The organism is Spirosoma luteolum, assembly GCF_054778875.1.
Genome location: NZ_BAAGZE010000008.1, coordinates 87368 through 110566 on the forward strand (window position 1 = coordinate 87368; position 23199 = coordinate 110566).

General features: G+C 58.9%; 17 protein-coding genes and 1 pseudogene. 15 read left to right on the forward strand and 3 right to left on the reverse strand.

Translation table 11 applies throughout. The annotated features are described in order from the left end of the window. Window positions 1–113: 113 nt before the first annotated feature. The 3 genes from ACYVAC_RS14400 to ACYVAC_RS14410 form a co-directional block, all read right to left on the reverse strand. Window positions 114–1295, reverse strand: coding sequence for an alpha/beta hydrolase family protein (locus ACYVAC_RS14400; RefSeq protein ID WP_461098396.1), 1182 nt, complete (start codon window positions 1293–1295; stop codon window positions 114–116). 158 nt (window positions 1296–1453) lie between these two features. Continuing rightward, complete coding sequence (locus ACYVAC_RS14405; RefSeq protein ID WP_461098397.1) at window positions 1454–2542, reverse strand: DegT/DnrJ/EryC1/StrS family aminotransferase; 1089 nt, start codon at window positions 2540–2542, stop codon at window positions 1454–1456. Next, window positions 2539–2946 carry a sugar 3,4-ketoisomerase gene (locus ACYVAC_RS14410; RefSeq protein ID WP_461098398.1) on the reverse strand — a complete coding sequence of 136 codons (408 nt, stop codon included), beginning with the start codon at window positions 2944–2946 and terminating at the stop codon, window positions 2539–2541. Before ACYVAC_RS14410 ends, ACYVAC_RS14405 begins: the two co-directional genes overlap by 4 nt. Window positions 2947–3168: 222 nt before the next feature. Here ACYVAC_RS14410 and ACYVAC_RS14415 point away from each other — a divergent pair, with 222 nt between their 5' ends. From ACYVAC_RS14415 to ACYVAC_RS14485, 15 genes and pseudogenes are all read left to right on the forward strand, one after another. After that, window positions 3169–3798, forward strand: coding sequence for a DUF1684 domain-containing protein (locus ACYVAC_RS14415; protein WP_461098399.1), 630 nt, complete (start codon window positions 3169–3171; stop codon window positions 3796–3798). Between the two features lie 178 nt (window positions 3799–3976). Further along, window positions 3977–5236, forward strand: a complete 1260-nt coding sequence (locus ACYVAC_RS14420) for an efflux RND transporter periplasmic adaptor subunit (protein WP_461098400.1) — start codon at window positions 3977–3979, stop codon at window positions 5234–5236. Then, window positions 5233–6705 (forward strand): TolC family protein, encoded by a 1473-nt coding sequence (locus tag ACYVAC_RS14425; RefSeq protein ID WP_461098401.1) that lies wholly within the window; start codon window positions 5233–5235, stop codon window positions 6703–6705. The genes ACYVAC_RS14420 and ACYVAC_RS14425 overlap by 4 nt, the downstream gene beginning before the upstream one ends. Window positions 6706–6748: 43 nt before the next feature. Beyond that, window positions 6749–7447, forward strand: a complete 699-nt coding sequence (locus tag ACYVAC_RS14430) for an ABC transporter ATP-binding protein (protein WP_461098402.1) — start codon at window positions 6749–6751, stop codon at window positions 7445–7447. Between the two features lie 4 nt (window positions 7448–7451). Continuing rightward, window positions 7452–8702: an ABC transporter permease gene (locus ACYVAC_RS14435; protein ID WP_461098403.1), complete on the forward strand. Its 1251-nt coding sequence runs from the start codon at window positions 7452–7454 to the stop codon at window positions 8700–8702. A gap of 44 nt (window positions 8703–8746) precedes the next feature. Further along, window positions 8747–9919, forward strand: a complete 1173-nt coding sequence (locus tag ACYVAC_RS14440) for an FtsX-like permease family protein (protein ID WP_461098404.1) — start codon at window positions 8747–8749, stop codon at window positions 9917–9919. Window positions 9920–9935: 16 nt separating this feature from the next. After that, a pseudogene (locus ACYVAC_RS14445) lies at window positions 9936–11244 on the forward strand (sigma-54-dependent transcriptional regulator). Continuing rightward, the gene (locus tag ACYVAC_RS14450; protein ID WP_461098405.1) at window positions 11241–12518 is read left to right on the forward strand and encodes a sensor histidine kinase; all 1278 of its coding nucleotides are present in this window, start codon (window positions 11241–11243) and stop codon (window positions 12516–12518) included. The pseudogene ACYVAC_RS14445 and the gene ACYVAC_RS14450 overlap by 4 nt, the downstream one beginning before the upstream one ends. A gap of 271 nt (window positions 12519–12789) precedes the next feature. Continuing rightward, complete coding sequence (locus ACYVAC_RS14455) at window positions 12790–15360, forward strand: hypothetical protein (protein ID WP_461098406.1); 2571 nt, start codon at window positions 12790–12792, stop codon at window positions 15358–15360. 87 nt (window positions 15361–15447) lie between these two features. Next, complete coding sequence (gene pheT / locus ACYVAC_RS14460; RefSeq protein WP_461098407.1) at window positions 15448–17907, forward strand: phenylalanine--tRNA ligase subunit beta; 2460 nt, start codon at window positions 15448–15450, stop codon at window positions 17905–17907. Between the two features lie 62 nt (window positions 17908–17969). Further along, on the forward strand, window positions 17970–18320 hold the full coding sequence (locus tag ACYVAC_RS14465; protein ID WP_461098409.1) for a hypothetical protein: 351 nt from the start codon (window positions 17970–17972) through the stop codon (window positions 18318–18320). Window positions 18321–18375: 55 nt separating this feature from the next. Next, window positions 18376–18648 (forward strand): cell division protein ZapA, encoded by a 273-nt coding sequence (gene zapA, locus ACYVAC_RS14470; RefSeq protein WP_461098410.1) that lies wholly within the window; start codon window positions 18376–18378, stop codon window positions 18646–18648. 101 nt (window positions 18649–18749) lie between these two features. After that, entirely contained in the window at window positions 18750–20360 is a 1611-nt protein-coding gene (gene rny, locus ACYVAC_RS14475) for a ribonuclease Y (RefSeq protein WP_461098411.1), read from the forward strand. 102 nt (window positions 20361–20462) lie between these two features. Continuing rightward, window positions 20463–21140 carry a DUF4230 domain-containing protein gene (locus ACYVAC_RS14480; RefSeq protein ID WP_461098412.1) on the forward strand — a complete coding sequence of 226 codons (678 nt, stop codon included), beginning with the start codon at window positions 20463–20465 and terminating at the stop codon, window positions 21138–21140. 44 nt (window positions 21141–21184) lie between these two features. Further along, window positions 21185–23191 (forward strand): M1 family aminopeptidase, encoded by a 2007-nt coding sequence (locus ACYVAC_RS14485; RefSeq protein ID WP_461098413.1) that lies wholly within the window; start codon window positions 21185–21187, stop codon window positions 23189–23191. The last annotated feature ends 8 nt before the right edge of the window (window positions 23192–23199 follow it).

Below are 23199 nucleotides of genomic sequence, written 5' to 3' on the forward strand. Positions count from 1 at the left end.
GACCCGGCAACAGACAGCATCCTGTATCTGTGCCGGGTCGTCGCTCCGCGTCTGTTTTCAAACGCTATACTCAAGGCAGCATCCCGTACTGTCGGGGCCGACGGTGTACGCGCTTATTTTTTCAGCGGTTCAAACAGGTCGATGGTCCGGCGCATGAACATGATTTCGGAGGGAACGTGTCTGAGGTTTTTGAGCGTAACGAGGCTCGTCTGACTGGCGCCGTTCAGCTTCATCAGATCGCAGGTCTTCTGCGAAATAAAGTAAGGAATCACTTCATCCTGGTCGCCGTGAATCAGGTAGGTACGGGTGCGGGCCGCCCAGCCGGTCAGGTCGTTGCTGAGCAGCGCCTTGCCAAAGGCAGAACTCGGGTTGCGGACGTCGGCCCGGAACTGATCGGTGCAGAGCTGATCGAAACTCACCGTAAACAGGCGGGCATTGTCGAGTGATTCGGTAATCAGGTCGGCGTAGGGAGCGTTGAAGTAATAGCTGAGCGGCTTGTTGCCGTTGTAAAGTTTGTTGTAAACGAGCGTCTGCCAGGTGTAGAGGTAGTTTACAATGCCGGGGCTGCTGGTGGGCTGGTGCGTAATGTAGTCGAAGAACGTGGCCATGGCGTAGGGCCCGGCTCCGCAGCTGGTGCCCGACAGGGTCAGTTCGCCGGCATACTGCTTTTCGATCAGCTCCTGCGCCGACAATGTGGCGTAGCCCCCTTCGGAGAAGCCGGCCATAAATACCTGTTTGTTCCAGACAACGCCCGTGTTGTCGAGCCATTCGCCCGTGGCCCGAATCATGTTGACGGTTGCCTGGGCCAGCGTCGCGCGGTTCTCGTAGGGGTGGGCAATACCTTTCGCGTCGCCGTAGCCGATATAATCCGGGCAAGCCACGATGTAGCCGTGGGTAGCAAAGTAAAGCGGGTAGGAGAACCGAGCCTGGGTGTAATCGTAACCCGACGGTACTTCCGATTCGGAAAACGCCGTTGGATGCTGGTAACTCAGCATCGGCAGGGGTTTGGCGCTGCCGGCGGGTAGCGTCGGCAGGTAAATTACCCCCGACGCCACAATGGGGGTGCCATCTTCGAGGGTCGTACGATAGGTGATTCGCTGAATCGTCAGGGCATACTGACCGGGTTCGTAGGTAAGCGAGTCGTTGGTCGACGTAAGCGTATGGAGAACCGCATTGCTGTAGCTGGCTACCGCTGTCGACTGAATCAGGACCGGATCGGGCTGTACATCGCCCGGCTGGCAGGCCCCAACAAGCAGACTAATACTGGCAATGAACAGGTAAAGGGTACGTTTCATGGAACGCTCCGGCTGATGGAGCAGCAAATGATGGTCGTTACGGGGCTTGATAGGTAGGAAAAAAGGCCCACAAAGGTACGGTATAAACCCATACCGACCCGCCCGCCCGATAAATGAATGCCGATCGGGCTGGCTCGTAACCGCTGCTCGTTTGTTCGTTACCGAAACGAGTTAATGGCCGCACACACGATATCGACCTCATCGAGCGAGAGGGCGGGGTTGAGCGGCAGGCTTACGACTTCGGCATGGAGCTGCTCCGAGATCGGCAGCGACAGCGGATGCAGTTCCGGATACGCGTCCTGCTGGTGGGGCGGTATGGGATAGTGGACGTCGGTGCCAATGCCGCGCTCGTGGAGATACGTGCGCAGCGCATCGCGCCTGGGGTGGCGCACCACAAACAGGTGCCATACATCCTGCCCAACCTGATCGGCGGGTGGCAGCACTACATCCGGATGACGAATACCGGTCAGGTAGCGCCGGGCCAGTTGCCGGCGCTGCTCATTTTCGGCGGCCAGAAATGGCAGTTTTTCGATCAGAATGGCAGCCTGCAGTTCGTCGAGCCGGCTGTTCTGCCCGGCCAGCTGGTTTACGTATTTTTGCTGCGATCCGTAGTTGCGCAAGGCCCGCAGGGTCTGGGCAAGGGTATCGTCGTCGGTTGTGATGGCACCGGCATCGCCCAGGGCGCCCAGATTCTTGCTTGGGTAGAAACTCCAGCCGGCCGCATCGCCAAGCTGGCCGGCCTGACGATGGCCGTACCGGGCCCCATGGGCCTGAGCGGCATCTTCGAGTATCCGCAGGCCGTAGCGCGCGGCCAGTACCCGGATCGGGTCCATGTCGCAGCAGCGACCGTAGAGGTGTACGGGCAGAATGGCCCGGGTGCGGGGGGTAATGGCGGCTTCGATGCAACGGGGGTCGATCAGGCAGGTGCGGGGGTCGGGCTCAACCAGTATGGGCGTTAGCCCCGCCTGCGTGACGCTCAGGATCGACGCGATGTAGGTATTGGCCGGTACAATCACTTCGGCGCCCGGCTCGAAAGCCCAGGCCCTGAGTACAAGGGTAAGCGCATCGAGCCCGTTGGCTACGCCAATGCAGTGCCGCGCCCCGCAGGCCTGCGCAAAAGCAGTTTCGAAAGCCGCCACCTCCTGCCCCAGCACATACCAGCCCGAGTCGACAACCCGATCGATGGCTTGCCGGATACGCGCCTGATGCGGGGCGTTGATCGCCTGAAGACGCAGAAAAGGAATCATTTACCGACACTCACGGCTGCTTCTTCCAGCAGGCGGCTTCCCGGATACGGTTCGTAGATGTAGTCGGCCTGTTCGTAGGGGTGATTCGACACAACCAGCAGAATGGCATCCGGCGTAAACTCGTCCATAATGTGCCAGTCTTCAGGCTCCAGCACCAGACACTGCGTCGGGTCGGCCAGGTAATAAGTAGTTTCCTGTTGTCCGTTGTGACAGTAGACCCGGCAGCTTCCGTTCAGGCAGATCAGGGCGTTGACTGCCTGCACGTGCCGATGGCCGGCCCGGGGCGCGGCCCCTGCCCCGTAGATATAAAACACACGTTTGATCTCTCCGGGAACCAGGTTTTCAAAAACAGTCAGGTTACCTGATTCAGACGAAAACGTTTTTAGCTGGTATAATCGAGCCATAAAGTCGAACCTAAAAATGTAAAGGAAACCGTTGATGAATTACGGTGACTTTTGAGTAGTTATGCCCTATCGAGATTCAAATATATTCACAAAGTAGCGCTTTTACGGTTAATCCACGATGAAGACTTTTAATTCATTTTTAATTCAGTAATAGTCCAATCGGCTGCTGGAACACCCGCAGCAAACTGCGTACTTCGCCAACTCAACTCGTGTTGCCCCACTATGTCTATTCGAATACTGCTGACAGGTGCGCTCCTGTTAGGAATTGCAATCCTGTCATACGTCACTTTTTTTAGCCCTGATTCATCAACCGGTGCCAACGTCGATCCAGCGGCTTATCGGGCCGATATGCTGGCCAAACGGGCCAAAAAAGACGAAACGTTTCGCAACGGTACCGACTCGCCCCTGACCGACAAGACTGGCTTTACGGGGCTGCTCTATTTTGCGCCTGACCCAGCTTACCGGGTCGAAGGGCGGCTTGAGCCCTTTGCCGACAAAACGCAGAAGCTGGTGGTTCGGATGAGCGATGGCAGCGAAGAGGTTTATGAGAAATTTGCCCACGCTGTGTTTCGGCTCAACGGGGAAACCTGCCGGCTGCTGGTTGTGAAAGTCGAGGACACCTATTCAATTCTGTTTCGCGACAAGACGACGGGGCAGGATACCTACGGGGGGGGGCGCTATATTGAACTGAACCCGACTGAATTCACCGACAACCGGGTGATTCTCGATTTCAACACGGCTTACAACCCCTACTGCGCTTACAATCCATCATTTGCCTGTCCGCTCCCCCCCGCCGAAAACACACTGCCAGTCGCCGTACGGGCCGGCGAGCGTTACAAACCCCACGACTGATCGATTTCGACAGGTGCTATGCAGCCGCCACGGATCGCACTTGCCGTGTGCGTTTTCGCACATACTGATCGAAACCGCACACGAAAACGAGCCCCTTTCTCAATCAACAAACTCACCATCAGTAGCTTACCAACTGGCACAGTAGTAGCACCTTATCAGGCAACTACCCTTGTGCTTTATGGACCGTGTCCTTACTACTGAACACCGCAACCGCTCCCGGCGTACCCTTTGGCTAACCGGCCTGCTGGGCGCCACCGCGCTGGGCGGCCTTGTCTGGGCTACGCAGCGCGGGCTCCAGACGACCATCGACGCCGATAAAATCCGGACCGCCGTGGTTCAGACCGGCCCGGTCGAACAAACCCTGACGGCCACCGGCGAGGTCATTCCAGCCTTCGAACAAGCCATTACCAGCCCCATCCGGGCCAGCATCCGGCGCGTACTGCTCACCCCCGGCGCCCGCGTCAGACCGGGACAACCGCTGGTCGAACTCGACAAGTCGCTGACGCAGATCGAACTTGAGAAGCTACAGGATCAGCTGGCCCTCAAACAGAACAGTATCGAGCAGCTGCGGATGCGGCTCGACAAAAACCTGTACGATGCCGATGTCAGCGATCAGATCAAGTCGCTCAACATCAACCGGCTCCGCGCCGAACTCGACGATGCCAAACGCCTGCTAACCGTTGGTGGGCGCACTCCCGAAGACGTAACCCGCGCGGAAAACGCCCTGCGCATTGCCCAGCTCGAAAAAAAACAGCTTGAAAACGAACTGGCCTATAACCGCCGGTCGATGGGGGCCAGCCTGAAAGAGTCGCAGTTGCAGGCCAGCATCGAAGGCACCAACCTGCGGGTGCTGACTCAGAAACTCCGGCAGGCCGATGTTCGGGCCGACCGGGCGGGCGTGCTGACCTGGGTCAACGAAAATGTGGGATCGGCCGTGGCCGAGGGCGACATGCTGGCCAAGGTGGCTGATCTGGCCAGTTTTCGGGTCGAAGGGGCCTGCTCGGATGCCTACGCCGATCAGTTGCGAACGGGGCTGCCGGTTATTATCCGCATCAACGACACCGAACTGCGCGGCCTGATCACGCAGGTGAAACCGGCCGTGCAGAACAGTACCGTTCGGTTTGCCGTCAGCCTCGATGATGACCACAACAGCCTGCTGCGCCCCAATCAGAAAGTCGATCTGTACGTGGTCACGCAGCAGCGCAGCCGCGCCATCCGGGTTGCCAACGGGCCGGCATTCACCGGCAAACGCACGCAGTACGTATTTGTCCGATCGGCCGACAACGTGGCGCACCGGCGCGAAATAGAAGTAGGCGTAACCAGCTTCGACTGGGTTGAGATCAAGCGTGGGCTGCAGCCCGGCGAACAGGTTATTCTGACCAACCTGAACGAGTACGAGCACCTGCAGCAACTTACGATTACCCCCACCCGCCCATGAACTGCCGATTCCTCCCTGCGCTGCTCGGCTGGCTGCTGTGCACATCGGTGCTGGCGCAGCCCGTACGTATGAGCCTGACCGAGGTGGTCGGTCTGGCCCGAACGCAGTCGATTGCCAGTCGGCAGGCGGCCACGCTGCAACAGACCAACTACTGGAAGTACCGGTCGTTCCGGGCCGACTACAAGCCTCAGCTAAGCCTGAATGGTGTGCTGCCGGGTTTTACACGGTCGTTTATTCAGGTGCAGCAGCCCGACGGCACCATTGCGTTTCAACCCGTATCGAACAACAATTCGCTGGTCAATCTGGCCCTGAGTCAGACGATAGCGCTTACGGGCGGGTCAATCTATGTGCAGCAGCAGCTCCAGCGATTCGACGATTTTCTGAACCGCAACACGCTCTACAACGGCATTCCGTTTGCCGTGGGCCTGAGCCAGCCCCTGTTCCGGTTCAACCCCATGAAGTGGGACCGGCAGATCGAGCCGCTGCGGTATGCCGAAAGCAACCAGCAGTATATCGAGGCCATGGAGCAGGTGGCTCTCGACGCCACGGCCCTGTATTTCGACCTGCTGGTGTCGCAGGTAAACCTCCAGATTGCCGAAACCAACCGCGCCAACAACGATACGCTGTTTACCATTGCCCGGCACAAGCTGACGCTGGGCCACATCTCGCGCAACGACCTGCTGCAGCTGCAGCTCAGCGTCCTGAATGCCCGCAAAGACCTGGCTTCGGCCCGGCAGGCCGCCGAAGTAGCCTCGCTGAAACTGCGCTCGTACCTCAACCTGACCGGCGACGCGGAGTCCATGCGCCCCCTCGATCTGGCCATTCCCAACCAGCTGACCAGTTTCCGGATCGACAGCCGGCTGGCCATTGCCGAAGCCTTCGCCAACCGGGCCGACGCCATCGGGTTTCAGCGGCAACGGCTCGAAGCCGACCGCGAGGTAGAACGCGCCCGGAAGGAAAATGGCCTGAACGCCACGCTCAACGCCGATTTTGGCCTGACCAACCGGGGCAGCCGCCCGGCCGACGTGTACCAGCGCCCGCAGGACCGGCAGTCGGTCGAGCTTCAGTTTGTGGTGCCCATTCTGACCTGGGGGCGCGCCCAGGCCCGCACCGAAACCGCCCGCGCCAATCAGCAGCTGGCCGTACAGCGTATCGAGCAGGCCCGCCGGTCGTTCGAGCAGCAGATCTACACGCAGGTGACACTGCTCGACATGCTGCGCCAGCAGGTAACGCTCACGGCCGAAGCCGATCAGATTGCCCAAACCCGCTACCAGATCGCGCAGGAACGCTTTCGACTCAGCGACCTGACCGTTACCGACCTCGGTATTGCCACGCAGGATAAAGACCGGGCCCGGCGCGACGCCATCCTGGCCCTGCGCGACTACTGGCAGTCGTACTACACGCTTCGTCTGCTGACGCTCTATGATTTTGAAACCAACCAGAAACTGGCGCCCCCCGTACTGCCCTGACGGCCCGCCCCAATCGAACCGCTTGCTTTAAACCCGTATGGCTATGATTGCCCTCTCGAACATCGAAAAAGTGTACCGCACCAGCACCATTGAAACGCTGGCGCTCACCAACATCAACCTCCGTATCCGCGCCGGCGAATTTGTCTCGATCATGGGGCCCAGCGGCTGCGGTAAATCGACCCTGCTCAACCTGATGGGCCTGCTCGACGCCCCCAGCACCGGCCAGGTTGTGCTGAACGACCAGCCCGTAACACAGTACCGCGACCGCGACCTGGCCCGCCTGCGCAACCGGCAGATCGGTTTTATTTTCCAGAGCTTTCACCTGATCAACGATTTGACGGTGCTCGACAATGTGGAGATACCACTGCTTTACCGCGACCGCACCGATGCCCCCACGGCGGGCGTGTCGCGCCGGCAGCTAGCGCAGGAAGCCCTCGAAAAAGTAGGACTGAGCAACCGCATGAAGCATTTTCCGGGACAGCTTTCGGGGGGGCAGAAGCAGCGCGTGGCCATTGCCCGCGCCATTGTGGGCCGACCGTCGATTATTCTGGCCGACGAACCGACCGGCAACCTCGACAGTGCCATGGGCAACGAGATCATGGCCATTCTGCAACGGCTCAACGCCGACGGCAGCACCATTGTGATGGTGACGCACGACGAGGCCATGGCCCGCAAAACGCACCGGCTCGTGCGGTTGTTCGACGGCTCGATGGTGGGCGATTCCCTGCTTCAAACCAACTAATACCATGCTGCTGAATTACCTCACCATTGCCTGGAAGGTGCTGCTGCGGCACCCCTTCTACACCTTTATCACGCTGTTCGGCATCAGCCTGACCCTAACGGTGCTGATGCTGCTGACGGCCTTCCTCGACCACGCCATCGGCGCACACTACCCCGAAACCCGGCGCGACCGTACGCTCTACGTTGAACGCATGTCACTCGAAGATTCGGCCCAGACCCGCTCGACCAACGGGCCACTGTCGTTCCGGTTTCTGAGCCAGTACACCAAAAACCTGAGTCAGGCCGAACAGGTAACGGTGTTTTCGACCACCCGCCGGTCGAGCGCCTTTTCGGGCACCCAGCGCATCATGGTCGATATTCGGTTTACCGACGTTCCGTTCTGGCAGGTGGCCCAGTTTGCCTTTCTGGAGGGGCGGCCCTACAACGCCCAGGATCTGGCCAGCAACCGGTCGGTGGTCGTGATTACGGATGGGTTCAAACGCGCCTATTTCGGCAGCAACACCGATTCGGTAGTGGGCCAGCCGGTCACGATCGAGAACGTGCGCTACACGGTTGTCGGCGTGGTGCGCGGAGTGCCGCCAACGCGCCTGTTCACCACGGCCGATCTGTACTTCCCCTACACGACGCCCAAGAGCAACTACCAGAGCTCCGGCTGGCGGGGCGATTACCAGGCCATGCTGCTGGCCCGCACAGCGGCCGACCGTCCCCGGCTGAAAGCCGAGTTTCAGGGCCGCATGGCTCAGGTACCGATGCCCGTGGTGCAGTATGGGTTCAAGTACAATATCATGACGGTTTACAGCGAGCCCTTTCTGGACAATTACCTCAACGCGATTCTGAATGGCAACTCCGGCCTGCGTTACACCTTTCTGGGTCTGCTCACGTTTCTGGTGCTCATGCTGGTGGGCTTGCCGGCGGTTAATCTGGTCAGCCTGAACGTGGGCCGGATGCTGGAACGAGCCTCGGAAATCGGGGTGCGGAAAGCTTTCGGTGCGCCGGTGCGTTCGCTGCTGTGGCAGTTCATCATCGAAAACATCTTCGTAACCCTGCTGGGTGGCGTGATTGCCCTCCTGCTCACCTCGATGCTGCTGCTGCTCATCAACCAGAGCGGCTGGATTCCCTACGCCGACCTGACCATCAACGGGCTGGTTTTTCTGGTTAGTCTGCTCATTGCCCTGCTCTTCGGGCTGCTATCGGGCGTGTTGCCGGCCCTGCGCATGGCCCGACTCAATATCATCAGCGCCCTGCGGGCCAGTTAGCCACGTCCTTCATTCATCTACGTACCCCAACCTCCTGCCGGCTTATGATCCGTCACCTGATTACCCTGATCTGGAACAAGAAAAAAGCCCATACGCTGCTAATCGTCGAGATGACGGCATCGTTTCTGGTGCTCTTCGGCCTGTCGTCGCTTATCATCTACAACCTGGGCAATTATCGCCAACCGCTTGGGTTCGCCTACGACCGGGTATGGGCCATCAATCTGGGCAACAACGAAGATACGGTCGACGTTGCCGCCAAAACGGAAGCCATCCGGCAGCGGCTGCAAACCTACCCGGGCATCGAGGTGGTTTCGCGCATGAGCGACAACTCGCCCTTCTCGGCCTATTACAACAGTTCGAGCGTGGCCAGGGGGCGCACGCAGATTCAGGCACAGTACTACACCGCCGACGAGCAGTTTGCCCAGGTCCTGTCTATTCCGCTGCGCGCCGGCCGCTGGTACCGCAACGTCGACAGCGTTGGGCGTTACCAGCCCGTGATTATCAACCGGGCGGCTCAGGCCCAGCTCTTCGGCACCGATGATGCCGTTGGCAAGTTCCTCAGCCCCGACACAGACAGCAAACCGGGCTGGCGCGTGGTGGGCGTAATCGACCGGTTTAAGGGGCGGGGCGAATTCTCGGTGGATGAACCGCTGATGATCGAGCTGCTCAACCACCGCAATCAGGACCACCGCACGCTGCTGGTGCGTGTGAAACCTGGCGCCGATGCCAGCCTGGAAGCCCAGCTGGTGCGCGACCTGACGGCCATGGTCAACGGCTGGAGCGTCGATGTCAGCTACCTGAGCGAATCGCGCCGGAGCCGGCTGCAGTTTACGCTGATTCCGATGCTGATCGCGTCGGTCGTCAGCGGCTTTCTGCTCATCAACGTGGCCCTGGGTTTGTTCGGTGTCCTGAACGTGAGCATTACCCGCCGGCGGGGCGAAATTGGCCTGCGCCGGGCGCTGGGGGCCACCACCGCCCATGTGTCGTGGCAGATTGTGGGCGAAATGTGGGTACTGGCTACCTTTGCGCTGGTCATTGGCCTGCTGGTGGCCGGTCAGTTTCCGCTACTGAACGCGTTTGGCCTGCGCGCAGGCGTTTACCTGCTGGCCATGGCAACCTCCTCGCTGATCGTTTACGCCCTCGTCACGGTCTGCGCGCTGTATCCCAGCCGGCAGGCAGCCACCATTCAGCCGGCCGTGGCGCTTCACGACGATTAATCTGCTACCCATGCCCCTGCTTTTGCTTATCGACGACGATATGGCGGTTCAAACGTCGCTCTCGCTGCTCTTCCGGCGGGAAGGCTTCGATGTACTGCTGGCCGACGGCCCCTTCGAAACCCGTGAGCTGCTGACCCGGCAAACACCCGACGCCATTCTGCTCGACATGAATTTTTCGATCAGCACCACCGGCGACGATGGGCTGCGGCTGCTGCGCTACCTGCGCGAGCAGCTGCCCCAGGTGCCGGTGGTGCTCATTACCGGCTGGGGCAGTATCGACCTGGCCGTGGCCGGCATGAAAGCCGGTGCCAGCGATTTCCTGACCAAACCCTGGCAGAACGACTACCTCGTACAGTCCATTCGAACGGCCATCAGTCTGTCGGGGGGCACACCCCCATCGGCTGGTCGCCGGCAACTCAACGAGCAGTTTGCCTTCGACGCCATCATTGGCGAAGACCCGCAGTTGCTCGACGTACTGTCGACGATTGGGCGGGTGGCGCCCACCGAAGCCCCCNCAGAACAGCCGGCGCAGCCGCCACCCGTTTGTTAAGGTCAACCTCGGCGGCATATCGAGTTCGCTGTTTGAGAGCGAGTTGTTTGGCCACGTTCGCGGAGCCTTTACCGACGCCAGAACCGACCGGGTGGGACGGTTCGAACTGGCCAATAAAGGCAGTATTTTTCTGGATGAAATTGGCGATCTGGACCCGGCCGCGCAGGTCAAGCTCCTGCGGGTTTTGCAGGACCGAACCTTCGAGCCGCTAGGCAGCAGCAAGCCCCGCACGGTGGATGTACGGGTCATCTGCGCCACCAACCGCAACCTGGAGAGCATGGTAGCCCAGGGCACATTCCGCGAAGATCTGTTCTACCGGATCAACCTGATTACCGTACGGCTGCCCGCCCTGCGCGAACGCCCGGCCGACATTCCGCGGCTGGTCAGCTTTTTCATCGACAACCTGAAAATCCTGTACCGACGCCCCAGCCTGCGGGTTAGTCCCGACGCGATTCCGTGGCTGCGCAGTCTGGCCCTGCCGGGCAATATCCGGCAGCTGAAAAATATGGTGGAACGGGCCGTGCTGCTGGCCGCAACCGATACGCTGATCGTGGCCGATTTTGAAAAGCACCTCAGCACCGGCCCGGCAATCGGCCGGTATGAAGGGCCGGCCGTGGGCAGCCTGACGCTGGAACAGATGGAGCGGCAAATGATTGAGCGGGCTATGGCCTACCACCAGCAACGGGTAAGCCTGGTGGCCCGGGCGCTGGGTATTACACGCTTTGCCCTCTACCGCCGGCTCGAAAAGTATGGAATTGCCTATACTGCCGAATGAAACTAAGTACCCGCTACCTGCTCTACGTGGCCGCGCTTCATCTGGCGCTGGCGGCACTGGTGTTCCGGAGCCTGCGCACCGATCTGCCCCTGTTTATCGGGGCCGAACTGCTGCTAGTGGGCTCGCTGCTGGCAGGCTGGCAGCTATACCGGCGGCTGCGGCAACCCGCCCAGTTTCTGGCATCGGGCGTTGAGGCCATGCGCGACAACGACTTTACGGTAACGTTCGTCGAAACGGGCCATCTGGAAGTCGATCAGCTGATTCGGATGTATAACCTGATGATCAGCCAGCTCCGGCTCGAACGGACGCGTCAGGCCGAGCAACAGTTTTTTCTGGATAAGCTGGTCGACGCGGCCCCTATTGCGCTGCTGATCTTCGACTTCGACGGCCGTATCACCACGGCCAACCCTATGGCCAGCCGGCTGCTGGGCTGCCCGGTGTCGACGTTGTTGGGGCGGTCACTGGCCGAGCTGACGCATCCACTGCTGAACCAGCTTGAGGGGCTGCCGCCCGACCAGCCCCACACCATCCGACTCAACGGGGTGGAGACCTACCGCGTGCTCCGGGGGCAGTTCATCGACCGGGGGTTTCGGCGGCAATTTCTGTTTCTGGAGGAGATGACCGCAGAGGTTATTGCCACCGAGAAAAACGCGTACGGCCACGTGATTCGGGTAATGGCCCACGAAGTCAACAACTCGATCGGCGCGGTCAACACCATTCTGTCGCTGGCCGAACCCGAACTCCCCGACACCGAACTGCGCAGCGCCGTTCGCGTCGCCATCGACCGAAACGGGCGACTTAATCGGTTTATGGGGCGGTTTGCCGATGTCGTGCGGCTCCCGCTGCCTGCTCCCGTCGCGACCGATATGGCCACGCTGCTGTCGGCCCTGAGTCAGCTGATGCAGCCACAGGCTACCCAGCTGGGCATCGGCCTGACCCTACAGTTGCCCACCGAACCGGTCATCTGGCGGGTCGATGTTGGTCAACTGGAGCAGGTACTGGTCAACGTGATCCGGAATGCGTTCGACGCCTGCGAGCCGGGTCAGTCTGTCGAACTGCGGCTGGATGCCCGGCAGCTCCGGATCCGCAACAATGGGCAACCCATCGATGCGGCCGTGGCCAGCCGTTTATTCAACCCCTTTTTCAGTACCCGGGCAACCGGACAGGGCATTGGCCTCACCCTTACCCGCGATATTCTGCGCAATCACGGGTTCTCGTTTTCACTACAGACCGGCGTCGATGGCTGGACTACCTTTACCATCGACTACCCCTGACCGGCTGATCGTACGGCACTTCGCAGCTACCCGACCCTTGCCACACGCTCGTTATTCTGGCAACGGCCTGTTTGGGTGCGTTCGTCAACAGCCGCCCGCAAGCCACTCATAACATACTGATATTAATCTTATTATCAGCAAAAAATCAAACCAACAGAATTGAGCCAACATACCAGCAACCTGGTTACAAATAGTAACATATACGGTTTCTGGCATGTTGATTGCGGGTTGACACGATCGATGCGCTTCTATACCAGGCTCACCGGACGTGATGGTCTTTTTACGTTACCTCTTCTGTATCATCCTCTTACTGTGCAGCGTACCTCCTTTCACTGCGCAGGCGCAAACCACGGCGGAGATCTGCAACAATGGTATCGACGATGATGGCGACAACCTGATCGACTGTCAGGATCCCGACTGCCCGGAGTGTATCCAGACCGTCACGTGCAACCAGCCCAATATCTACTACCTCCCCTCTATTTACGGCAACCCTTCGGCGGGCAACCTGCAGTATGGATCGCAGGATCTGATCCTGTCGACCCGCTCGGCCAACGCCATCGTTACGATCAGAACGCCCGATGGTTCGTACAGCCAGCAGGTTGTCCTCACTTCGACCGCGTCGACCAGCCTGACCCTGCCCCTGTCGGTGGTACAATCGCCGAACCCCAATACCAAGGAACGCAACAAAGGCCTGATCGTGCAGTCGGATCAGCCTATTCAGGTGGCCTATCGGCTCACCCCACAAAACAACCAGGATATTATCTCGCTGAAAGGCCGGGCGGGGCTGGGCTACGCTTTCTACGCCGGCAGCCAGACCCGTCTTTCCACCACTCAGAACGCGGTAGATCAGCGCCACTTCGTGAGCATTATGGCTACTGAACCCAATACCGTTGTTCAGATCCGGAGCCCGGTACCGCTGCAGGGCGTTACCAATCCGTCCAACTTCACCGTATCGCTCAACGCGGGGGAAACGTACATGGTGACCTCTGCGACCACCACCACGACCTCCGGCACGGTAACGACTACCACATCCAGCAACACCTCGGTAGCCGGTTTGCTGGTTACGTCGGACAAACCCATTGCGGTCAATTCAGGTTCACAGCACACATACCAGCCCTACAGCGGCAACCGCGACGCTGGTTTCGATCAGCTTGTGCCGGCCCGGGTCACGGGCCAGCAGTACGTTGCCGTTCACGGGCAGAACACGGCGGCCAACTCCGACTATGTATTTGTGGTAGGGATCGAAAAGAGTACCAGCCTGACCATTACCGGCCCGGCCACGGCCAATGGGCCACCCACGTCGCTCACCACCGTTACACTCGAACCCGGTCAGGTGTATACCTACAACCTGACCAACTCGGCCCTGAACCGGGCCTTTCAGTTTGCCGGCAACAAGAAGTTCTACGCCTATCAGGTATCGTCGGTGTCGGCCAACGAATTCGGTATGAGTATTCTGCCCACCATAACGGCCTGTACGGGCAGTTTACGAAACGACTTTTCGCGCAACGTGGGCAGCACCATCGAGCAGGCGCTGGTGGTTATTCCGACGGCGGCCCTGTCGAGTCTGCAACTCAATAGCCAGCCCTACACCACGCGCGGCAGCCGGCGCGACAGTTTGGTGATAAACGGGACACCCTACTCGGTGGTCAGCTTTACCGCCACCACGGCCGTACCGTTTTCGCAGTTCAACACCCTCACGGCCAGCCAGCGGTTTCACGTAGGGGTTATCAGCGGCTCGGGGTCGACAGGTAATTTTGGCTACTACTCCAATTACGACGCGCCAGTCGATGTGCTGGACCCCGCCACCAGCCAGCCTACCCGCTTTTACCGGGCGGCCCTTGTCACACCCGGCCAGCAAAAACAGCACTGTCTTCAGCTGAGCAGTTGCTCGGGCACCAACTTCATCCAGAGCGTTTCCGGGGGTGGTTCGACCGGCTCGGTCACCATCGACCCAACCAACAACCAGTGTCTGCTCTACACCATGCGAGCAGGTACCCCCGGCTGTACGAAGGATACGATCCGGGTAACTGTTACAAACAACCTGGGGCAGACCGGGTCGGTCTGCCTGGAATTTGTCAACGCCAGCAGTGATGTAAAGGCCAGCATCGCTCCTACCAGCCCAATCGTCTGCCGCCCCACGGGGGCCGTTTCGCTGACGGCCTCCGCCACCGGCGGAACCACGCCCTATAGTTACCAGTGGATCACGGCCGACCAGCAGTTACTGACCACGCGCGCTATCTCGACAACCAGCACCGGCCAGTTTAAACTAACCGTTACGGACGCTCTTGGTTGTCAGGATACTACCTCCATTCGGGTGACCGGCGACACGCCTGCCATTTCGTTTGCCAGTGGGGCTACAACCGCCTGTAACGGTTCGTCGCTCCCCTATAGTCTCAGCAGCACTGCGGGTACATTCAGCTGGACGGTAACGGGCGGCACTATCGTCAGCGGGGGCACGCCAACCAGTACGACAGCAACCATAAACTGGACAGCCGCGTCGGGAACGGTACGCGTATCCGTTACCAGTACCAACGGCTGTACGGCCATAACCACCCGAAGCGTAACGGTTTATTCGGCCCCAACCCTCTCGACAACAGCCGTTCAGCCCACCTGCTTCGGTGCCAGCGATGGGCGTATCACGCTGGGCGTTACGGGGGGAGCTCCTCCCTACACGTATAGCTGGTCGAACGGAGCAACTACCCAGAATTTAACCAATATCCGGGCGGGCCGGTACACCGTTACGGTGGGGTCGCAGTGTCAGTCGGGCAGTGCCGTCGTGCGGTTGTCGGAGCCTTACCCGGTCTTGTGTCCAATCACCACAGGGCGCAAGATCAGGCGCTGACGCAGCAAAACAGTGTGCTTTCTGCGTTCTGCCTTTTACCGGGTTGCCCTTCTCCTTACCTTTGTGATTTATTTGCAAAGCCGCCGTATGGAGATTTCCTATAAATGGTTACAAACGTTCATTGATCTGCCCGAATCGCCCGAAGCAGTTGGTAAACTGCTAACCGGTACAGGCCTTGAAGTTGAAGGCATTGAGCGATTCGATGCAGTGCCGGGTGGTCTCGACGGACTGGTACTGGGCACGGTGCTGACCTGCACCAAACACCCCGACGCCGATTCGCTGAGCCTGACAACCGTTGACGCGGGAGGTTCGGAACCCCTGCATATTGTTTGCGGTGCGCCCAACGTGGCGGCCGGACAACGGGTTGTGGTGGCCACCGTAGGTGCCACGCTCTACCCCACCGGCGGAGAGCCTTTTACGATCAAGAAAGCCAAAATTCGGGGAGCCGCGTCGGAGGGAATGCTCTGCGCCGAAGACGAAATCGGGCTGGGCACTTCCCACGCCGGCATTATGGTGCTCGACCCCAGCGGTCCGGTAGCCGACCTGCCCAACGGTACGCCGGCGGCCCGGTATTTCAACCTGGAGCCTGACTATCAGATCATGATCGGGCTGACGCCCAACCGTATCGATGCAGCCTCGCACCTGGGCACCGCCCGCGACCTGCACGCTGTGCTGAACCGCCCCCTCCGGTGGCCCAGTGTCGATGCCTTCGCCGTCGACAGCACCAGCCTGACCCTCGACGTGCAGGTTGACGATGCGGAGGCCTGCCCCCGTTACTGCGGCCTTACGATCAGCAACCTGACCGTGATGGAGTCGCCCGACTGGCTCAAGCAACGGCTCCGCGCTATTGGCCTCAACCCGATCAACAACGTGGTCGATGTTACCAACTTCGTACTGCACGATCTGGGTCAGCCACTTCACGCGTTCGATGCCGACAGGATTGCCGGAAACCGCGTGATCGTGAAAACGGTAGCCGCCGGCACGCCGTTCGTTACCCTGGATGGGGTCGAACGCAAACTCACGGATACCGACCTGATGATCTGCAACGCCGAGGAGCCCATGTGCATTGCCGGGGTGTTTGGTGGTCAGACCTCGGGCGTGACCAGCGCGACAACCCGGATTTTTCTGGAGTCGGCTTATTTCTCGGCGCGGTCGGTGCGTAAAACGGCGCAGCATCATGGCCTTAAGACCGACGCGTCGTTCCGGTTCGAGCGCGGCACCGACCCCAACATGCCGGTGTTTGCCCTCAAACGGGCGGCCCTGCTGTTGCAGGAAATTGCCGGAGGACAGGTTACGTCCGACATCGTCGATCTGTATCCCGAACCCGTCGAACCGTTCCGGGTGCCGGTACTATACCGTCATATCGACCGGCTGATCGGTATCGCCATCGACCGGGCCGAAATTCGCCGGATCCTGACGGCCCTCGATATTGCGCAGGCCGACGAAACCGAAACCGGCTTTGTAGCTGTGGTGCCGCCCTACCGGGTCGATGTCACGCGCGAAGCCGATGTAATCGAAGAAATTCTGCGCATTTACGGCCTCGACAACATCCCGCTCTCGGCCAACCTCGCGGCCGACTCTCTGTCGGAGTTTCCCAAGACCGATGTCAACCAGTGGCAAAGCCGCGTGGGCCAGTTGCTGGCGGGCAATGGCTTCTTCGAGATTCTGACGCTGTCGCTCACCCGGCCGGCCTACCACGATGCCATTCGGGCCAGCCTGACCGGTGCCGACGTAACGCTGCTGAACCCGCTAAGCGACGAGCTGTCGGTTATGCGGCAAACGCTGCTGTTTTCGGCCCTCGAAACGGTGGTTTATAACCAAAACCGCCGGCAACGCGATCTGAGTTTGTTCGAGTTCGGCAAAGTGTACGCCCAGCATACGGGCGAAGGGGGCCGGACAACCTACAGCGAGAAGATGCGCCTGAGTCTGACCCTGTCGGGTAATCAGGCGGCAGAAAGCTGGCGGCAGAAAAGTCAGCCCGTTACCTATGCCGATCTGGCCACCGCCGTGCAGCGGGTACTCAACCTGTTCCGGATCGGGGCAGGCCAGGAACGTCGGGTCGATACGCAACCGGCCGATCCGGCGTTGTTTCAGTACGGACTTACCTACCTGGTCAATAAAAAACCGGTCGTGAGTCTGGGGCTGGTACAGCCTAAACTGGCGAAACTGGTCGACCTGAAGCAGCCCGTTTTCTACGCCGATTTCGACTGGGAGTACCTGCTGAAGCTAGGCAGTCCGAAAATGCGGTATCAGGAAGTGCCCCGGTTCCCGGTGGTGCGTCGTGATCTGTCGCTGGTGCTCGACAAGGCCGTGGCCTTCGAACAGATTAATAAGCTGGCGCAGCAGACCGAACGGAAACTGTTGCAGGCCGTCAATGTGTTCGATGTGTACGAAGGCGACTCGTTGGGAGCCGGTAAAAAATCGTATTCGATCAGTTTCCTGCTGCAGGATGCCACGCAGACGCTGACCGATGCCACGATCGATAAAACCATGCAACGGCTAATGCAGGCATTCGAGCGGGATCTGGGGGCTGTAATCCGGAAATAGCCGTTCGCTTTGGGGTCACGTCAGGTAACGCGCACAGGCTTTTTTTTACGGCTGTCACCACCATGAATAACCACATGATCAGTGAGTTTCAGATCGTTGCCCTTATCGAGCAGCTGGAGGGTAAAATTACCCAGCTCAACCAGCAATATGATAAGGCACTGAAAACGATTAGCCGACTCGAGACCGAACGGGACACGCTGCGGAAAGACCTGCGAAAGGCCGAAAGTGAAGCCAAAAAACAAGAGAAAAAACTGCAGAATGCGGAGAAAAAATCACCAAAGTCGAAAGAAATTGGTAAGATTGTAAGTAACAAGCTGTCGGTGACAGATACGAATGCCGAATTAAAACAACAACTCGACGAATACATCCGACATCTGGAAGGGTGTATTGCGCACTGGAGTAGTTTGTCATAACCCATAATTGGCTCGAGGGGAAACCCTGCCTGAGCCGGCCTCTGCGATGGAAGAAATGCCAATTCGTGTCAAAATCGCTGGTCTCCACTATACCATTTTTGTGGAGCCGGAATCGGAGGGCTTTGTCCGCGATGCAGCCGTGTTGCTGCAGACCCTGCTCGATGAGCAGGCGTCGGAAGGCGTACAGAACCCCCGCGAAGCGATGATGCGGGTGGCGTTCGACGGTCTGGTCAATAAACTCAGGAACGAACAGCAGGTACAACAACTACAACAGATGTTATTCAAACGAATTACGCAACTGGACCGGGCCGTTTCGAGTACGGGATAGCCGCCGGGTCAGGGTGAATTCGAATGATGTTGCAATTGACAGGCATTGGTATCGCGACAGGTTGATGGTTTATTTTTTTCATCCTTAACGATATATGTCCAATGGATATTCCAGTTTGGTTAGCCATTCTGGCTGCCCTCGTGGGTAGTGGCGTAGGCTTACTGGTTGGCCGTAAAACCATGGCCGGCGATCATGCCCGGCGCGAACAGGAAGCCGACGAAAAAGCGGCTGCAATCCTGAAAAATGCGGAACTGCAGGCCGAAACGCTTAAAAAAGAACGCATGCTCGAAGCTAAGGATAAATACATCCGGCTGAAGGCAGAATTTGAAGAAACCACCAGTCAGAAACGCAATCTGCTGCAGCAAAACGAAAACAAACTGAAGCAGCGCGAACAGCAGCTTAATCAGCAGGCCGATCAGCAGAAAAACCGCGAACAGGAACTCAATCAGCAGCGCAACGAACTGAATCAGCAGCGTAATGCACTGACCCAACAAACGGATGCCCTCAACAAACGGCGCGAAGAAGTAGAACGGCGGCAGCAGGAAGCCGATCAGATGCTGGCCGATCAGGTAGCGCAGCTCGAACGCATTGCCGGCCTCTCGGCCGAACAGGCGCGCGAACAGCTCCTCGATACGCTCAAGGCCGAAGCCGAGTCGCGGGCCTCGTCGTACGTCAAAAACATCGTCGAAGAAGCCAAGCTGACGGCCACCAAAGAAGCCAAGAAAGTGGTCATCGAAACCATTCAGCGCACGGCTACCGAACACGCGATCGAAAACTGCGTCTCGGTGTTCAATATCGAATCGGACGATGTAAAAGGAAAGGTGATCGGTCGGGAAGGTCGTAACATCCGAGCCCTCGAAGCGGCAACCGGTGTCGAAATTATCGTCGACGATACGCCCGAAGCCATTATTATTTCGGGCTTCGATCCGGTGCGTCGCGAAATTGCCCGCCTGTCGCTGCACCGCCTGGTGCAGGATGGCCGGATTCACCCCGCCCGCATCGAGGAAATTGTGGCCAAGACCCGCAAAAACATCGAGGATGAAATTGTAGAGATCGGCGAACGGACGGTGATCGACCTGGGCATTCACGGGCTGCACCCCGAGCTGATCAAGATGGTAGGACGGATGCGCTTCCGTTCCAGCTACGGCCAGAACCTGCTTCAGCACTCGCGCGAAGTAGCCAAGCTGTGCGCCACCATGGCCGCCGAACTGGGGCTCAACGCCAAGCTGGCCAAACGCGCCGGTCTGCTCCACGACATCGGCAAGGTATGGCCCGAAGAGGCTGAACTGCCCCACGCCATTCTGGGTATGGAGCTGGCCAAAAAATACAAGGAGAATCCGGAAGTGATCAATGCGATCGGCGCTCACCACGACGAAATCGAGATGACGAGCATGATCTCGCCCATTGTGCAGGTTTGCGATGCCGTGTCAGGTTCGCGGCCGGGTGCCCGCCGGGAGATGATGGAGTCGTATATCAAACGGCTGAAAGATCTGGAAGCCCTCGCGGGCAATTTCCCCGGCGTTACCAAGTGCTACGCCATCCAGGCGGGTCGGGAACTGCGCATCATGGTCGACGCTGATCATGTGTCTGACGACCGGGCCGGCGTGCTGTCGTTCGAAATCTCGCAGAAAATCGAGAAAGAAATGCAGTATCCCGGTCAGATCAAAGTAACCGTTATCCGGGAAATGCGGGCCGTTGCCTACGCCAAGTAAGCGATACGCCCGTTCTGAGCAATGTGTACAGTGAAACAGCCATGGGCCGTTTCGCCGTACACATTGTTTGTTTCAGCCTAATTGTCATACATTTAACCATATATGGACTTTCTCACTACTGTTTTACTGCTGCTGGTGGGTGCCGGTGGCGGAGTGGCTGCGGCCAGTGTACTACGCAAACGATCGGGGCTTACGGATGTCCGGCACGAATCGACCCTGTTGCTGGAGCGTATCGAGAAAGTATTCAAGGTGGTGATGGCCGAGGGCTACTTCACCGAAATCTACAATTACCAGGATCAGAAAAAGATTCTGTATCTGCTCAACGACCCCAAAAAAGCCATGGTGATTGCGCGCTCGAAAGTGCTAGTCGGTTTCGATTTCGCCAAGGTACGGTTTCGCATTCCCGCACCAGGCGATAAAACGCTGGTGATCGAAGCGTTCCCCGAGCCCGAAGTGCTCTCGATCGATACTGACTACCGCTTTTACGACATTCAGGCCGGCATACTGAATCACTTCAACGGGGCTGACTACACGCAGATTCTGAGCGAAGCCAAACAGGTAATGAACGAGCGCGCCATGCAGAGCGATCTGCCACGCATTGCCAACAACCAGATACAGTACATGATGTATCAGCTGGCCAGTTCGATGAACTGGCAGCTGCAGCTGCCCGAAGATCAGCAGCGAAAACTGGAGCAGCTCAAAGCCCAGACGGAGTCGGACAAACCCCTGTTGCCAAGTGCGCTGACGAGCCCCAACGACCCGGCCAGGCCCGTGCTGTAAGGCCGTCCCCCCTACCTGTGAATACCCCTAACTAACCCACGTTTATGCGCCTGTTTTTTACCTTACTCTGGAGCCTCGGCTTGCTGACCGCTCAGGCCCAGTTTCGCTCCGATGGAGCCGACGATGGCGGTCAGTTTTGTCAGGCCGGTAAGGTACGTGCCTACACCCGGCTGGCCAATAATGCCAAAGCCCGACTCGCTTATCCCGGCGACAATACCATCGATGTGCAGTACTACGGCCTCGACCTCAAGCTGACCCACTCCCCCAACTACCTGCGCGGAGCCGTGACCGTTCAGCTGAAGTGCACCGCAGCAACCCTGACGTCTTTTTTTCTGGATCTGAACTCGGGAACCAGCAGCGCCGGCGAAGGCCTCCGGGTCGACTCGGTAAAATCGGGGACAACCAAACTTGCCTTTCAGTTTGCCCAGAACCGGCTCACGATCACGCCAGCCCGAACGCTGAGCAACGGACAGATATATAACCTGACGGTCTATTACCAGGGTATTCCGAACAGCGCGGCCCAGAGCAGCTTTAAGTTCGGCACCCACGAAAGCAATACCGAACCCGTTATCTGGAGCCTGAGCGAGCCCTATGGTGCGCCCGACTGGTTCCCCTGCAAAGACACACCGGCCGACAAGGTCGACTCGTCGGATGTACGCATCACGGCACCTGCCCGCTTCGTATCGGTCTCAAACGGCACCCTTGCCAGTGTGACCACCAATAACGACGGAACCAAAACGTACCTCTGGAAAAACCGGCACCCCATTGCGCAGTACCTCATTTCGATTGCCCTGTCGAACTATGAGCGCTACGACACGCCCTACACCTACGACCGGGTAACGATGCCGGTGACCCACTACCTGTATCCGGAAACCTTACCGGGCGCCCGGGCCAGCCTCGACCGCACTCCCTACATGCTCCAGCTGTTTGCCGCCCGCTTCGGTCCTTACCCCTTTCTGAAAGAGAAGTATGGCCATGCACAGTTTGGGCAGGGCAACGGCGGCATGGAACACCAGACCATCAGCTCGATGGAGGCCAGTGCCTTTACGCCGGCTGTTATTGCCCACGAACTGGCCCACCAGTGGTTTGGCGACAAAATCACCTGCCGCGACTGGCAGAATATCTGGCTTAACGAAGGATTTGCCTCGTATGCCGAAGCCGTTTACGCCGAGGGAGTGACTGGTCGCACCGGCTACCAGACGACCATGACCACCTTTCTGAACCGCGCCCGCAATGCCCGGGGCACCCTCTATGTGCAGGATATTTCGAGCGTTGGCAACATCTTCGATGCGAACCGGACGTATGCCAAGGGAGCCGCGGTGCTGCACATGCTGCGCGGTGTGGTGGGCGACAGTACGTTCTACAAGATCATGCGCACCTATTCCGGTACGCTGACACTGGCCTATCAGACGGCCGTTACCGAGGATTTTCAGGCCGTAGCCGAACAGGTATCAGGCCAGAAACTGGATTATTTCTTCAAACAGTGGGTCTACGGCGAAGGATACCCAACGTACCGATCAGCCATTCTTGGCAGTCCGACCGGCCGAACCGTAACGGTGCAGCTGCAACAGCGTAACACGGTTTCGGGTAATCCCACTTTCTTTACCATGCCGGTGCAAATCAGGGTTCAGTCGGCCGCGGGCGACACCACCGTAACGGTACTGAACAACCAGCTTGATCAGACATTTACGCTGCCCAGTAAAGGAACAGTGACCGGCATTGTGATCGATCCCGATAACTGGCTGCTGAAAACGGTAGAGGCCGGCGCCATTGTGACGGCCGTAGCCGAGTTCCTCACCCTGCCCCTGCAGGTCTACCCCAACCCGGCCACCGATCTGCTGACCCTGCGGTTCGCGACGGCTGCGACCGGGCCGCTGACGGTCTCGTTGCACAGCCCCACCGGCCAGCTTTCGGCCCGGCTGGCCGAAGCCCAGCTCCCGCCCGGCGAGCACAGTCGGCAACTTTCCGTACCGGGTCTGGCCACAGGGCAGTATGTGCTCACCGTCGAGACAGCCAGCGGGCGGCAAAGTCAGGTAGTTTTGATTCGTTAGTCACTTTT

Coding starts and splice junctions, on each gene's coding strand:
- ACYVAC_RS14400 (WP_461098396.1), bottom strand. CDS start 1,295: ATGAAACGTACCCTTTACCTGTTCATTGCCAGTATTAGTCTGCTTGTT.
- ACYVAC_RS14405 (WP_461098397.1), bottom strand. CDS start 2,542: ATGATTCCTTTTCTGCGTCTTCAGGCGATCAACGCCCCGCATCAGGCG.
- ACYVAC_RS14410 (WP_461098398.1), bottom strand. CDS start 2,946: ATGGCTCGATTATACCAGCTAAAAACGTTTTCGTCTGAATCAGGTAAC.
- ACYVAC_RS14415 (WP_461098399.1), top strand. CDS start 3,169: ATGTCTATTCGAATACTGCTGACAGGTGCGCTCCTGTTAGGAATTGCA.
- ACYVAC_RS14420 (WP_461098400.1), top strand. CDS start 3,977: ATGGACCGTGTCCTTACTACTGAACACCGCAACCGCTCCCGGCGTACC.
- ACYVAC_RS14425 (WP_461098401.1), top strand. CDS start 5,233: ATGAACTGCCGATTCCTCCCTGCGCTGCTCGGCTGGCTGCTGTGCACA.
- ACYVAC_RS14430 (WP_461098402.1), top strand. CDS start 6,749: ATGATTGCCCTCTCGAACATCGAAAAAGTGTACCGCACCAGCACCATT.
- ACYVAC_RS14435 (WP_461098403.1), top strand. CDS start 7,452: ATGCTGCTGAATTACCTCACCATTGCCTGGAAGGTGCTGCTGCGGCAC.
- ACYVAC_RS14440 (WP_461098404.1), top strand. CDS start 8,747: ATGATCCGTCACCTGATTACCCTGATCTGGAACAAGAAAAAAGCCCAT.
- ACYVAC_RS14450 (WP_461098405.1), top strand. CDS start 11,241: ATGAAACTAAGTACCCGCTACCTGCTCTACGTGGCCGCGCTTCATCTG.
- ACYVAC_RS14455 (WP_461098406.1), top strand. CDS start 12,790: ATGGTCTTTTTACGTTACCTCTTCTGTATCATCCTCTTACTGTGCAGC.
- pheT (WP_461098407.1), top strand. CDS start 15,448: ATGGAGATTTCCTATAAATGGTTACAAACGTTCATTGATCTGCCCGAA.
- ACYVAC_RS14465 (WP_461098409.1), top strand. CDS start 17,970: ATGAATAACCACATGATCAGTGAGTTTCAGATCGTTGCCCTTATCGAG.
- zapA (WP_461098410.1), top strand. CDS start 18,376: ATGCCAATTCGTGTCAAAATCGCTGGTCTCCACTATACCATTTTTGTG.
- rny (WP_461098411.1), top strand. CDS start 18,750: ATGGATATTCCAGTTTGGTTAGCCATTCTGGCTGCCCTCGTGGGTAGT.
- ACYVAC_RS14480 (WP_461098412.1), top strand. CDS start 20,463: ATGGACTTTCTCACTACTGTTTTACTGCTGCTGGTGGGTGCCGGTGGC.
- ACYVAC_RS14485 (WP_461098413.1), top strand. CDS start 21,185: ATGCGCCTGTTTTTTACCTTACTCTGGAGCCTCGGCTTGCTGACCGCT.